The 13,538-nt window shown below is 53.1% G+C and carries 12 protein-coding genes; 8 read left to right on the forward strand and 4 right to left on the reverse strand.

What is annotated here, in order from left to right; genetic code table 11:
• Positions 1–70 precede the first annotated feature (70 nt).
• The 6 genes from pyk (at position 71) to WN53_RS22635 (ending at position 7,069) form a co-directional block, all read left to right on the forward strand.
• Complete coding sequence (gene pyk, locus WN53_RS22615) at positions 71–1,513, forward strand: pyruvate kinase (protein ID WP_024486464.1); 1,443 nt, start codon at positions 71–73, stop codon at positions 1,511–1,513.
• Positions 1,514–1,771: 258 nt separating this feature from the next.
• Complete coding sequence (locus tag WN53_RS22620; RefSeq protein ID WP_024486463.1) at positions 1,772–2,623, forward strand: hypothetical protein; 852 nt, start codon at positions 1,772–1,774, stop codon at positions 2,621–2,623.
• Between the two features lie 438 nt (positions 2,624–3,061).
• On the forward strand, positions 3,062–5,044 hold the full coding sequence (locus WN53_RS26925; RefSeq protein WP_052754328.1) for a YadA-like family protein: 1,983 nt from the start codon (positions 3,062–3,064) through the stop codon (positions 5,042–5,044).
• A gap of 127 nt (positions 5,045–5,171) precedes the next feature.
• Entirely contained in the window at positions 5,172–6,053 is an 882-nt protein-coding gene (locus WN53_RS22630) for a leucine-rich repeat domain-containing protein (RefSeq protein WP_024486461.1), read from the forward strand.
• Between the two features lie 318 nt (positions 6,054–6,371).
• The gene (locus WN53_RS27700) at positions 6,372–6,497 is read left to right on the forward strand and encodes a Hok/Gef family protein (RefSeq protein WP_071845661.1); all 126 of its coding nucleotides are present in this window, start codon (positions 6,372–6,374) and stop codon (positions 6,495–6,497) included.
• Positions 6,498–6,916: 419 nt separating this feature from the next.
• Positions 6,917–7,069 carry a Hok/Gef family protein gene (locus WN53_RS22635; RefSeq protein ID WP_046808305.1) on the forward strand — a complete coding sequence of 51 codons (153 nt, stop codon included), beginning with the start codon at positions 6,917–6,919 and terminating at the stop codon, positions 7,067–7,069.
• Positions 7,070–7,291: 222 nt separating this feature from the next.
• On the opposite strand, the gene lpxM is transcribed toward WN53_RS22635, so the two are convergent.
• The 3 genes from lpxM to znuA all read right to left on the reverse strand — a co-directional run bounded on the left by lpxM (position 7,292) and on the right by znuA (position 10,860).
• Positions 7,292–8,260 (reverse strand): lauroyl-Kdo(2)-lipid IV(A) myristoyltransferase, encoded by a 969-nt coding sequence (lpxM, locus tag WN53_RS22640; RefSeq protein ID WP_024486540.1) that lies wholly within the window; start codon positions 8,258–8,260, stop codon positions 7,292–7,294.
• A 314-nt stretch (positions 8,261–8,574) separates the two neighbouring features.
• Positions 8,575–9,897 (reverse strand): murein DD-endopeptidase MepM, encoded by a 1,323-nt coding sequence (mepM, locus tag WN53_RS22645; RefSeq protein ID WP_037376005.1) that lies wholly within the window; start codon positions 9,895–9,897, stop codon positions 8,575–8,577.
• Positions 9,898–9,918: 21 nt separating this feature from the next.
• Positions 9,919–10,860: a zinc ABC transporter substrate-binding protein ZnuA gene (znuA, locus tag WN53_RS22650; RefSeq protein WP_024486541.1), complete on the reverse strand. Its 942-nt coding sequence runs from the start codon at positions 10,858–10,860 to the stop codon at positions 9,919–9,921.
• Positions 10,861–10,938: 78 nt separating this feature from the next.
• On the opposite strand from znuA, the gene znuC reads away from it, so the two are divergent.
• Complete coding sequence (znuC, locus tag WN53_RS22655; RefSeq protein ID WP_021181151.1) at positions 10,939–11,697, forward strand: zinc ABC transporter ATP-binding protein ZnuC; 759 nt, start codon at positions 10,939–10,941, stop codon at positions 11,695–11,697.
• Positions 11,694–12,479: a zinc ABC transporter permease subunit ZnuB gene (gene znuB, locus WN53_RS22660; RefSeq protein WP_024486542.1), complete on the forward strand. Its 786-nt coding sequence runs from the start codon at positions 11,694–11,696 to the stop codon at positions 12,477–12,479. Before znuC ends, znuB begins: the two co-directional genes overlap by 4 nt.
• A 42-nt stretch (positions 12,480–12,521) precedes the next feature.
• On the opposite strand, the gene ruvB is transcribed toward znuB, so the two are convergent.
• Entirely contained in the window at positions 12,522–13,529 is a 1,008-nt protein-coding gene (gene ruvB / locus WN53_RS22665) for a Holliday junction branch migration DNA helicase RuvB (RefSeq protein ID WP_024486543.1), read from the reverse strand.
• Positions 13,530–13,538 lie beyond the last annotated feature (9 nt).

Raw genomic sequence — 13,538 nt, forward strand, 5'->3', positions numbered from 1 at the left:
CCCTCATCCGGTTTCGTTATCTGACGTTCAGCAACACCAATACTTGCGTCACAAGTCAACGGAGTAATACATGACCAGACGGCTCAGAAGAACCAAAATCGTTACCACACTGGGTCCGGCTACCGACCGCGACAATAATCTGGAAAAGATTATTGCTGCTGGTGCGAACGTAGTTCGGCTTAACTTTTCCCACGGCAATGCAGAAGACCATCAGGCACGGGCAGATAAAGTGCGTGAGATTGCGGCCAAGCTGGGGCGTCATGTCGCTATCCTGGGCGATCTTCAAGGGCCAAAAATCCGCGTTTCCACCTTTAAGGAAGGCAAGATTTTCCTTAACATCGGCGATAAATTCCTGCTGGATGCCAACCTGACCAAGGGTGAAGGCGATAAAGAAAAAGTCGGTATCGACTATAAAGGCCTGCCTGCTGACGTGGTTCCTGGCGATGTACTGCTGCTGGACGATGGCCGCGTACAGCTGAAAGTGCTGGAAGTTCAGGGCATGAAAGTGTTCACCGAAGTCACCGTAGGTGGCCCGCTGTCGAACAATAAAGGCATCAACAAACTGGGCGGTGGCCTCTCTGCCGAAGCCCTGACCGAGAAAGACAAAGCCGATATCCTGATCGCCGCCAAAATTGGCGTCGACTACCTGGCCGTCTCCTTCCCGCGAACCGGCGAAGACCTGAACTATGCTCGCCGCTTGGCACGTGACGCAGGCTGCAACGCCAAAATCGTATCAAAAGTAGAACGTGCCGAAGCCGTATGCAGCGACGAAGCGATGGATGACATCATCCTGGCCTCCGACGTGGTCATGGTTGCCCGTGGCGATCTGGGCGTCGAAATCGGCGATCCGGAGCTGGTGGGCATCCAGAAGAAACTGATCCGTCGCGCCCGTACGCTGAACCGTGCGGTGATCACCGCCACGCAGATGATGGAATCGATGATCACCAACCCAATGCCGACTCGCGCCGAAGTGATGGACGTGGCGAACGCCGTGCTGGATGGTACCGATGCGGTCATGCTGTCTGCCGAAACCGCTGCGGGCCAGTACCCTGCCGAAACGGTAGCCGCCATGGCGCGTGTTTGCCTGGGCGCAGAGAAAATCCCAAGCATCAACGTGTCCAAGCACCGTCTGGACGTGCAGTTCGACAATATCGAAGAAGCCATCGCCATGTCGACCATGTATGCCGCTAACCACCTTAAAGGGGTTACCGCCATCATCGCCATGACCGAATCTGGCCGCACCGCGCTAATGATGTCACGTATCAGCTCCGGTTTGCCGATCTTCGCTATGTCACGCCATGAACACACGCTGAACCTGACAGCGCTGTATCGTGGTGTCACCCCGGTCTACTTCGGTAGCCACAGTGATGGCGTAGTCGCCGCTAATGATGCAATAGCCCGTCTACGTGATAAAGGCTATCTGGTGTCTGGCGATCTGGTGCTGGTTACCCAAGGTGACGTTATGGGCACCGTGGGCACTACCAATACCAACCGTATCCTGCGTGTAGACTGATTTAGTCATTTCGACACGCTGTTATAGGCCAGCCGGTTACTCTATCGGCTGGCTTTTTTAATGCCTGGATAACGCTTTCCGCCTCCTTGTAACTGACCTTTCAGCTTTTCTTCCCTTCCTTTCCCTAGACTAAAAAACGGTTAATCAAGCCATCTGTGCGCTAGCTATCATAATTAGTAGCAACAGACAGCCTAAAGAGGTGATAAACTCCAATAAGTATTGGATTAGACAAAGGTTAATCAAAGGACAATCAGATAAATGATACACGCATTTTTTGAATTCCCCTTACTGCCAGCCAAGGTGACCGACGTCAGCAAACTGAAGGAAGTCATCAACAGTGATAGCTCGACAAGTTTTGTCATGGCCCCTGAAGTCGCCAAATTTGTCAAAGACGCACTGGTCATTAACACCACTATCGGCAGCTTTAAAAACACCCGTTTTCAGTTTGCCGATGGCACCTATATCGCCTTTGACAGCAAAGGTAAATCCACGCTGTTCCACTCAGATAACCCGCCAGATTGGGCGCGGACCAAAAGAGAATATTCACGCACACAATGGCTCACCAACCATGGTCTGCTCGATGCCCCCGCTAAGGCACTGATAGCCAAAATGCTGGAAATACCGCTAAAAGAGCGGCGCGAGATTGCCGACAATCTGTTTAATCTTGATCTAGACAAGCTGATACCCTCAGTAGGTACAAGATCAACTGCAGGCAACCGCAATGGTAAATCAACCAAACCCAAGATTTCGGACTTGGGTTCGGTGGAGTATTTCCTTAACTTCTTCGCCAGACTACGCGAATGCGTAACCACAGACACCTTCCCCACGCTGCAAAAACTGATGGATCTTGGCGAGCAGGTGTCGGTTAATCAGGCCCCAGCCAGCGTCAAGCAGGCCGTTAGAACCTACTATAAAGCGGTGTGTGGCGAGCAGATCCCTAACAACAAGGTGGTTGAAAAGGGTTACCCTGAGCTCTACTGCATGCGGATCAAACCCGCGATTGAAGCGGTTGAAGCCGTTGGGCTTGATAGCTACTATGCCAAATTATCAGCCGCGATCGGCCTGGCCGGTGACTGCACCATCGCAGACTTTGATTTTCACTATCAGTAAGTCATAACATAGTCAGTTGCGCTGCCCGAGGTTTTGAAAACGGTCCGGCGCAACTTAACCTACTAGTCTCCACCCTACCTCTCTCATCTCGCACTGCTTCCGTCCCTAATACACCTAATCTGCCAGACCTTCACAAAATTCATTGCTCATGGATACACTCCACACCTGCTAGCAATCACCATCCCAGCGTGATCCACCTCACTTGAAACACCTTAAGTCTTCGATTGAAAGTCATCAAAACAACACTACTTGATAAGTCATTTAAAATTGACAATAGTCAATAAAAAGACTGAACAAAAACATAGAATGGCTAAAAACAAAGACTGCAAACACAACACAAAGACTGTGATTGTTTATGCGAAGTCTATAGAAGCAAGAAAGACTATGGATGGTCATATCAAGCTCCCAACCTTAATGACTTAATGATAGGTAGTAAAAATGACCATCCAGAAAACCCTGCTTGCTTCTTTAATCACGCTGGCCGCGATTAGCGGTATCGCCCATGCGGATAGTTTAGCGGGTGCGCTGACCGAGCTGCAAACCATCCAATCTGGCATGAGTCAGCAAGAAATAAACCAGAAAATTCAACGCTTCATCGAGCGTGCTCCTGATGGCACAAATATCAAAGGAGTGTTAGCAGACTTCGGCTTAACCTACACCGGCCCGACGGTAGATACCTCACCCCATCAGGCTATGATCACGCTCCCTCTTGATGCGCCAGTAATTGATCGCTCCTCACATCTGGACAGCAACGTGACGCAGGAACAGCGCGATACCGCCAAAGCTGCCGCACAGGAGCTCGCTGCCTATCACCACAACAATCCCGAAGGCAACCCGACTCACCAGACCGGTCCGGCTACCCATCTGGATGGTACTCATCAGGACACGGTAACCCCCCATCTCGATGCACCAGTGATTGATCGCTCCTCACATCTGGACAGCAACGTGACGCAGGAACAACGCGATTCCGCCAAAGCTGCCGCACAGGAGCTCGCTGCCTATCACCACAACAATCCCGAAGGCAACCCGACTCACCAGACCGGTCCGGCTACCCATCTGGATGGTACTCATCAGGACACGGTACCCCCCCATCTCGATGCACCGGTGATTGATCGCTCCTCACATCTGGACAGCAACGTGACGCAGGAACAGCGCGATACCGCCAAAGCTGCCGCAGAGGAGCTCGCTGCCTATCACCACAACAATCCCGAAGGCAACCCGACACATCAGACTGGGCCTGCCACGCATCTGGATGGCACCCACCCGGCGCTGGTTACCCCCCATCTGGACGCGCCAGTGATTGATCGCTCCTCACATCTGGACAGCAACGTGACGCAGGAACAGCGCGATACCGCCAAAGCTGCCGCACAGGAGCTCGCTGCCTATCACCATAACAATCCCGAAGGCAACCCGACACATCAGACTGGGCCTGCCACGCATCTGGATGGCACCCATCAGCCGCTAGTTACCCCCCATCTCGATGCGCCGGTGATTGATCGCTCCTCACATCTGGACAGCAACGTGACGCAGGAACAACGCGATTCCGCCAAAGCTGCCGCACAGGAGCTCGCTGCCTATCACCATAACAATCCCGAAGGCAACCCGACACATCAGACTGGGCCTGCCACGCATCTGGATGGCACCCATCAGCCACTGGTTACCCCCCATCTCGATGCGCCGGTGATTGATCGCTCTGCCCATCTCGACAGTAACGTCACCGACGCCGAGCGTAATGCCGTACGCGATGCCGCTTACCAGCACAACAATCCAGAAGGGAACCCGACTCACCAGACTGCCCCTGCCCCCCATCTGGATGGAGAGCACAATGTCGCTCAAACGTTAACTCCGACCGGTCCCCGCCAAAGCGAGCAGCGCGTATTGACCGCAGAGAAATATGCCGACGCTAATGCCGCCCCCCATAACGGTATTGACGGCAAGAACGGTGTCGATGGTAAAGACGGACAATCCATCACCGGTAAAACAGGTGCCAAAGGCAAAGATGCGGATATGACGCTGGTGAATGCCAATGTTTTTGCTCTGCGCAGCGTACGTAACGAACAGGCCGTACAGGGTGCTTACGTCCAACAAAACAGCGCCAACGTTGCCCTTAACCGCGCACGTATTGCCAGCAACAGCGCCGCAATCAATCAGAACTCACATGATATTGCCGCCAACCGCAAAGATATTGATGAGAACAGCAAAGATATCAAGCGCGTAGGCGCCATGGCTCAAGCGGTAAGTTCGCTGCATTACAACCGCAATGAATCAGGCTACGCCGTTGCCGCCGGAGAATATGATAGTGAAGCCTCCATCGCTGGCGGTATGCAATTCCGTACGTCACAAGACAGTGCCGTCACCGTTCAGGTCAGCTGGGATGGCAATGCCACGGGCGCCGGAGTTGGTTTCCATTCAAACTTTTAAGCCATAGCCTTTACCAAAACCTCGGGAGCATTTAGCTCTCGGGGTCAGCTCCGCCAGATTTGTATTCCCCTACCTTCCCCGCTTGCGTACCATCGGCCGATATCCCCCATTTTTTGGAGCACCATGCATGCTACACCAGCATCATCGGCAACATACTCAGGATTCGCTGGACCTAGATAACCAGCAACTGGACAGCCTGAACGAAGCAAGCTTGAGCGGCACCTCCCTGCAAAAAATCAGCCTGTACAATAATTGCCTGCCCCGCTTCCCCGAGAAGATTTTTCACCATCGTAAGCTGAAAGTACTCAATATCTCCTGCAACCAGATCGCCGAACTGCCAAGGGAAATCGGCTTGCTAAGCCAGTTGCAGATGTTCGATTTTGGCCACAACCAAGCAGCATCAATTCCTGCCGAAATCGGGGAATTGCGTGAATTAAAGTATCTGTATTTAAGTGATAACGGCTTCAGCCAGCTACCCGATTCACTTCGTCAGTTGCAGGCGTTGTGTTATCTGAATCTGACGGATAATCAGCTAGTAGAACTCCCCTCAGCGCTTTGCGCCATGGCGGCGCTACAAGAGTTGCGTCTCTACAATAACGCCATCACCGCATTACCCTCCGAGATCGGTTTGTTAGGCCAGTTGCGTGAATTACACCTGATGAAAAACCGTCTCACAACCCTGCCCAATGAGATCGTTCAACTGTCAGAGTTACAGGTGATGGATTTGGAAAACAACGCCATTGCGTACTTACCCGATCAATTCTGCCAATTGCCCAAGCTGAGCACCCTCAATCTACGTTTCAACCAGTTATCCCGGCTGCCTGATGACTTTGGGGCATTGAGTTCACTGGTTTCATTGGACTTACGTGCAAACCGATTAAGTGAATTACCGACAAGCATGGCGCAAATGAAAAACCTACGGCGACTGGACCTGCGTTGGAATGACTTCGACCATTATCCAGCGGTGCTTGAAACGCTAATCCAGCAGGGCTGTATGGTTCATTGCTAATTGCCTGACTAAAATCTGCAATGGTGAACAGTTGGTTTTTCAAGCCGTTGCAGAGCATTGCGTAACGCTGCGCAGAGTTGGTATTTGGGAATAAAACAGACACGAGGCAGACGGGTGTGATGAATATACTACGCGTGGGTGCTCTGGATCTTTGTATCTGGAGCCAAAAGCCAAGGTGATGGATACAAAGAGAAAAGCCCCGAGTCGATAACATCAACCCGAGGCCAACTCTAACGCCACACAACGTTAGGTTAGCTTCTTACCTGCCGAGAGGCAAGGAGAAGGAAACGCAATGTTGAATAAAGGAAACATCGCAAACTGGTCGTTATCTGTACCACCGTTATTTTGCTGGTATGGCTAACGCGCAGCAAACTTTGTGAGCTGCGTATTCGATCGGGCAACACGGAGGTTGCGGCCATTTTGGCCTACGAATCCGAACGGTAAGGCAACCCAACGGCGGGGGCCTGCTCCCGCCCGTTGGTTGTTGGCGTGTAGATCTACGAGCACCCTTCTCCTACCAATAAAAAACGACGGGTTATAGCCCGTCGTTTTTACTTTATTAGCCACGCCTGGCTTGCTATTTCTTAGCCAAATCCGTCATAGCTGCTTTTCAGGCTGTTGCAGAGCATTGCGTAACGCTGCGCAAAGTCGATAGTTGGGGTTAAAACAGACACGAGCCAGATGGGTGTGAAGAATATACTACGCGTGGGTGCTCTGGATCTTTGTATCTGGAGCCAAAAGCCAAGGTGATGGATACAAAGAGAAAAGCCCCGAGTCGATAACATCAACCCGAGGCCAACTCTAACGCCAGACAACGTTAGGTTAGCTTCTTACCTGCCGAGAGGCAAGGAGAAGGAAACGCAATGTTGAATAAAGGAAACACCGTCAAACTGGTCGTTATCTGTACCACCGTTATCTTGCTGGTATGGCTAACGCGCAGCAAACTTTGTGAGCTGCGTATTCGATCGGGCAACACGGAGGTTGCGGCCATTTTGGCCTACGAATCCGAACGGTAAGGCAACCCAACGGCGGGGGCCTGCTCCCGCCCGTTGGTTGTTGGCGTGTAGATCTACGAGCACCCTTCTCCTACCAATAAAAAACGACGGGTTATAGCCCGTCGTTACAGTTTGTTAAAAGCTGCTGAAATTTTAGGAAAAGAACAGGTTAGAGAATAGTGGTGCTGCATGCTGCGCCCATTTAGCAGCGTGTAACGCCCGGTAGAGAGTTGATAAGCGACCTTAACGATATAAATCGTCCCGCGAGTAAGGTTCAATCTCACCTTCTTTGCGTGTTTTCAGCAGCTTCAAAATCCAGGTATATTGTTCCGGATTAGGACCCACCAGGTTTTCCACCTCTTCGTTCATGCGGCGCGCAATGCGAAGGTCGTCGGCTTCGGCCAGATCATCCATCGGCTCACGGATATAAATGTCCAGCATGCTGGTTTTACCGTCATAAACCGGGAATAGCGGCACGATCGCCGCTTTGCAGACTTTCATCAAGCGGCCGACCGCAGGCAATGTGGCTTTATAGGTCGCAAAGAAATCCACGAATTCACTGTGCTCGGCACCGTGATCCTGGTCAGGCAGATAATAGCCCCAATAACCATGGCGCACCGAACTGATAAAAGGCTTGATGCCATCGTTGCGGGCGTGCATACGGCCACCAAACTTGCGGCGCACGCTATTCCACAGATAGTCGACCAGTGGGTTGCTCTGGTTATGGAACATCGCTGCCATGGGTTGCCCGCGCGCAGCCATCAGCATCGCTGGCACATCGACGGCCCAGCCGTGCGGCACCAGGAAAATCACGTTGCGGCCTTCCTCACGGATTTTATCCAGCACGTCTTCACCGTGCCAACGTACGCGCTTGAGTACTTTCTCCGGTTTGGTACAGGCCAGTTCCGCCATCAGGATCATCGATTGCGGTGCGGTGGCAAACATCTCATCGATAATTTGTTCGCGTTGCTGTTCCGGCAGTTCCGGCATGCAATAGAGCAGATTGATACGGGCGCGGCGTCGTGCCCCTTTCGCAACCTTGCCAGCCAGTTTACCAATCGCACCCAGTAATGGATCTCGCATTCGAGCAGGGACCAGAGAAATACCGGCCATCAGCCCGGTTCCCAACCAAACGCCCCAGTAGCGCGGATGATAGAAGGCTTTATCAAATTGTGGAATGAACTCTACGTTCGATTTCTTCTCGTTTTGCATGAGCTGCTCTCATTCAACGCATCTGCTCGCAAAATATATACCCGTCGTCTTTCAAGCTGCAGCGTTGTTACCTGCGCTTGTTCACCCCAGTCACTTACTAAAAGTAAGCTCCTGGGATGAACAAGCTTGTCGCCTAGCTGCAACTTGAAATCCATAGGGTATAAAACTATACACCTAATTACTGTCAAGCAACGTGCCAGGTTAGAACCGCAACCGTACGCTGACAACATAAGGTATTTGTTGCCTCGAGCAGACACTAATAAAAACATCGGCCCGAAATCAGGCCGATGGGAAGTCATAAGGGATAGCGATGGTTAATCCAGCTGCAGCTGTGGCACCACTTCCTTCACCTGTGCCAGGTAATCGCTACGATCTTTCCCCATCAGCCCTTCAGAGCGAGGCAACTTAGCCGTCAATGGGTTTACCGCTTGCTGGTTAGTCCACATTTCATAATGCAAATGTGGGCCGGTAGAGCGGCCGGTGTTACCGGAAAGCGCAATGCGATCGCCACGTTTCACCTTCTGCCCTGGCTTGACCAACAGCTTTTTCAAGTGCATATAGCGCGTGGTGTATTGGCGGCCATGGCGGATCGCCACATAGTTACCTGCCGCGCCACTGCGCTTGGCGATCACCACTTCACCGTCACCCACCGCCAACACTGGCGTGCCGACCGGCATGGCAAAGTCGACGCCTTTATGCGGTGCAATGCGCCCGGTCACCGGATTTACGCGGCGTGGATTAAAGTTGGAAGAAATACGGAACTGCTTCATGGTCGGGAAACGCATAAAGCCACGTGCCAGCCCGGAACCCTGACGATCGTAGAACTTGCCGTCATCGGCGCGGATGGCGAAGTAGTCTTTGCCGCTGCTGCGCATACGTACGCCCAACAGTTGGCTTTGCTCGCTCTTGCCGTCAAACTCTTCGCGCGACATCAACACCGCGAACTGATCGCCTTTGCGCAGCTTGCGAAAATCAAGCTGCCATTGCAGGGCTTTGATCACCGCATTGATCTCGGCACGGCTCAGGCCAGCCGCCGAGGCGCTGCTGACAAAGCTGCCATTCAGCTTGCCGGTCAGTACACTGTTGCGCCATTCACCCTTCTGGGTTTCCTTGGTTTCTTTAAAGGAGTTGCCCACACGATCATAGGTGCGGGTTTCACGGCGTGAAACCTCCCAGGTCAGGCGCTTAAGATCGCCATCTTCGGTAAGTGTCCAGGAGAGTTGCTGGCCAATTTTCAGGTTACGCAAATCGCGGTTCTGCGAAGCCAGCAGCGAAACATCCGACATTTCGATGCCGTACTGGGTCAGAATACTGCCGAGCGTGTCACCGGTAGAAACCACATATTCATGCACACCTTCCTCTCCGGCGACCTTCTGGTCCAGCTCATCCTCAGGGATGTCATCATCGGGGGTAGGTTGGTCGGCATCAATAGGTTCACTGGCTTCGGGCTGCAATGCCCTTAACTGGTTGGCTTCCAACTCGACGCTTTTAACAATAGGGTTATGTTCTGGGTGATAAACGGAAGGCCGCCAAACAGCGACGGCCAACGTAACGACTGTCAACGACCCTAGCATTACGCGATGGGGCCGAGGCAGGTTGTTATACGCCAGAGTGATAGTTCGGACTATCTTCTGCACTCAATAATATCCTCATAATCTTTACTTCAGGCAGCTCACGTACTGGTTGGACAGCGCTGTCAGGAAGTTCCCGTAGCTGTCTTTCCCCAGTTCGATGCCGGTGCCCAGCGGGTCCAACGTTCCAGAACGCACATTGGTACCCTTGGCAACGGCATTAATTACGGCCGGTCTGAATTGTGGCTCAGCAAAAACGCAGACTGCTTTCTGCTCAACCAACTGTGTTCGAATTTGGTGTAAACGCTGTGCGCCAGGTTGAATTTCGGGATTAACGGTAAAATGACCCAGTGGGCTCAAGCCGAAGTGTTTTTCAAAGTAGCCATAAGCGTCATGAAAAACAAAATATCCCTTACCTTGCACAGGCGTTAGCATCTTAACAAGATTTTTATCAGTTTGCGCTAGCTGATCCTCGAACTGGCGCAGGTTTGCGTCTAATTTGTCCTTCTTTTGCGGCATAAGTTCCAATAATCTGTCGTGAATCGCGATCGCGGTCACTTTTGCCACCTCTGGCGACAGCCAAACGTGCATATTATAGTCACCGTGATGATGGTCATGTCCATCGTCACCATCCGCATGACTATGCGCTTCGGCTGCATGATCATGGTCATGATCGTCATCGCCTTTCATCAATAACGGCTGTACCGCAGGCAGTTCACTAATCGCAAGCTGCTTATTGGCGGGCAACTGCGTCAGGGATTTGGTCAGAAAAGCCTCCATATCTGGCCCTACCCACAGTACCAGGTCGGCGCTACGCAGCCGCTGAATGTCCGACGGGCGCAAGGCGAAGTCGTGAGGTGAAGCACCGTCCGGCAGTAATATCTCGGTAGGCGTTACCCCATCAGCAATTGCGGAGGCGATAAATCCCAGCGGGCGTATAGAGGTCACTACGGCGGCCGTCGCATTGCCAGCCATTACCAAAGCCGCCGCCAGCAGAGTGCGTTGCAGCCATTTATTTTTCTGTACCATCATCAGTAATCCCGTCGTTTTCAGCAAAGAAGCGTGATATTATAACATTCGGTTAGTTCTGCAAAATGTAATCACGATATGTCTACACTGGCAACGCTAAAAAATATCTCTGTTTCTTTTGGTACCCGGCGGGTACTGACAAATATCTCTCTCAACCTGCAACCGGGTCGTATTCTGACGCTCCTCGGGCCTAACGGGGCTGGCAAGTCAACGCTGGTTCGTGTGGTGCTAGGCCTGATTGCCCCTACTGAAGGTACGCTGGAACGCCTGCCAGGGTTGCGCATTGGCTATGTGCCGCAAAAGCTGCATCTCGATGCCACCCTGCCCTTGACCGTCAACCGCTTTATGCGGCTCAAGCCTGGGGTGAAAAAGGCAGACATCCTGCCCGCGCTCAAACGCGTACATGCTGCGCACCTGTTGGATCAGCCCATGCAAAAGCTGTCCGGCGGCGAAAACCAACGGGTGTTACTGGCGCGAGCGCTGTTGAATCAACCGCAGTTGCTGGTACTGGATGAGCCCACGCAAGGGGTAGACGTTAATGGCCAGTTGGCGTTATACGACTTGATCGACCAATTACGCAAAGAGCTGGGCTGCGCGGTACTGATGGTTTCCCATGACCTGCATCTGGTGATGGCCAAAACCGACGACGTCCTGTGCCTGAATCAACATATCTGCTGTTCCGGCACGCCAGAAGTGGTGTCAATGCACCCGGAGTTTATCGCCATGTTCGGTAACCGGGGCGCTGAGCAGTTGGCGATCTATCGCCATCACCATAATCACCGTCACGACCTGCAAGGCAGAATTGTGCTGAAAAAAACCGGGGGCCGTGAGGCATGATTGAACTGTTATTGCCCGGCTGGCTGGCCGGTGTGCTGTTGGCTGCGGCGGCGGGCCCGCTGGGTTCATTTGTGGTCTGGCGCCGGATGTCTTACTTTGGCGATACGCTGGCACATGCTTCGTTGCTTGGCGTGGCCTTCGGCTTATTGCTGGACGTGAATCCGTTTTATGCAGTGATTGCCGTTACGCTGCTGTTGGCCTTGGTGCTGGTTTGGCTGGAGCGCCGTCCACAGTTGTCGATCGATACGCTGCTCGGCATTATGGCGCATAGTGCGCTATCACTGGGTCTGGTGGTGGTCGCACTGATGTCCAACGTGCGCGTAGATCTGATGGCTTATCTGTTTGGGGATTTGCTGTCGGTGACGATCAGCGATATCTGGATGATCGGTGCTGGCGTGGTGATTGTGCTGTTGGTGCTCTGGTGGCAATGGCGCGATCTGCTGTCGATGACCATCAGCCCGGAGATGGCGCATGTCGATGGCGTTAACCTGCCCCGCGCACGTACCATTTTGATGCTGGTGACCGCCTTGACCATCGGGCTGTCCATGAAGTTTGTTGGCGCGCTGATTATTACGTCGCTACTGATTATCCCGGCGGCAACCGCACGGCGTTTTGCCCGCACTCCTGAACAAATGGCCGGTTATGCGGTATTGATAGGGATAATTGCGGTCACCGGCGGGCTAACCTTCTCAGCGTTCTACGATACGCCAGCTGGGCCTTCGGTAGTGTTAAGCGCTGCGGTGCTGTTTGTACTGAGCCTGTCGAAAAAGCAGCAGGCTTGATCTCATTACGCCAGGGTCTCCCCTGGCGTAACTCCTGGATTGCTACTTCTCTTCCCGCTCGATACCAAAGTGCTTATAGGCATGATTGGTCGCCATTCGCCCACGCGGAGTTCGCTGAATAAACCCTTGTTGGATCAGGAAGGGTTCGATCACGTCTTCTATCGTTTCACGCTCTTCACCGATCGCCGCCGCCAGGTTATCCAACCCCACCGGGCCACCGGTAAATTTGTCGATGATCGCCAGCAACAGCTTGCGGTCCATATAGTCGAAACCTTCCGCATCGACGTTCAGCATATCCAACGCCTGCATGGCCACTTCGCCATTGATCACCCCGTTGGCACGTACTTCGGCAAAGTCGCGCACGCGGCGCAGCAGGCGGTTGGCAATACGTGGCGTACCGCGGGCGCGACGTGCCACTTCATGCGCCCCATCGGTAGACAGATCAAGACCCAGGCAGTTGGCACTGCGGGAAACGATATGTTCCAGATCGGCCACCTGATAGAACTCCAGACGCTGCACAATACCGAAACGATCGCGTAACGGGGAGGTCAAGGAGCCAGCACGGGTGGTTGCCCCAACCAGAGTGAACGGTGGCAAGTCGAGCTTGATCGAACGTGCCGCCGGACCTTCACCGATCATGATATCCAGCTGATAGTCTTCCATCGCTGGATACAGGATCTCTTCCACCACCGGTGAAAGACGGTGGATTTCGTCGATAAACAGGACGTCATGGGGCTCCAGGTTGGTCAGCATTGCCGCCAAATCCCCAGCCTTTTCCAGCACAGGACCAGAAGTGGTACGTAGGTTAACGCCCATCTCATTGGCCACGATGTTGGCCAAGGTGGTTTTACCCAGCCCAGGCGGCCCGAAAATCAACAGATGGTCCAGTGCATCGCCGCGCTGTTTGGCAGCCTGAATAAAGATTTCCATCTGCTCACGCACGTGCGGCTGGCCAACATACTCCGTCAGCAGCTTGGGGCGGATCGCACGATCCAGCACCTCTTCTTCATTGAACGGCTCGGCAGAGATCAGGCGGTCGGCTTCAATCATGGTCTACCC

It is taken from the genome of Serratia fonticola (assembly GCF_001006005.1).
Taxonomy (GTDB): Bacteria; Pseudomonadota; Gammaproteobacteria; order Enterobacterales; family Enterobacteriaceae; genus Chania; species Chania fonticola.

Coding starts and splice junctions, on each gene's coding strand:
- lpxM (WP_024486540.1), bottom strand. CDS start 8,260: ATGCAAAACGAGAAGAAATCGAACGTAGAGTTCATTCCACAATTTGAT.
- pyk (WP_024486464.1), top strand. CDS start 71: ATGACCAGACGGCTCAGAAGAACCAAAATCGTTACCACACTGGGTCCG.
- ruvB (WP_024486543.1), bottom strand. CDS start 13,529: ATGATTGAAGCCGACCGCCTGATCTCTGCCGAGCCGTTCAATGAAGAA.
- WN53_RS22620 (WP_024486463.1), top strand. CDS start 1,772: ATGATACACGCATTTTTTGAATTCCCCTTACTGCCAGCCAAGGTGACC.
- WN53_RS22630 (WP_024486461.1), top strand. CDS start 5,172: ATGCTACACCAGCATCATCGGCAACATACTCAGGATTCGCTGGACCTA.
- znuB (WP_024486542.1), top strand. CDS start 11,694: ATGATTGAACTGTTATTGCCCGGCTGGCTGGCCGGTGTGCTGTTGGCT.
- WN53_RS22635 (WP_046808305.1), top strand. CDS start 6,917: ATGTTGAATAAAGGAAACACCGTCAAACTGGTCGTTATCTGTACCACC.
- znuC (WP_021181151.1), top strand. CDS start 10,939: ATGTCTACACTGGCAACGCTAAAAAATATCTCTGTTTCTTTTGGTACC.
- WN53_RS26925 (WP_052754328.1), top strand. CDS start 3,062: ATGACCATCCAGAAAACCCTGCTTGCTTCTTTAATCACGCTGGCCGCG.
- znuA (WP_024486541.1), bottom strand. CDS start 10,860: ATGGTACAGAAAAATAAATGGCTGCAACGCACTCTGCTGGCGGCGGCT.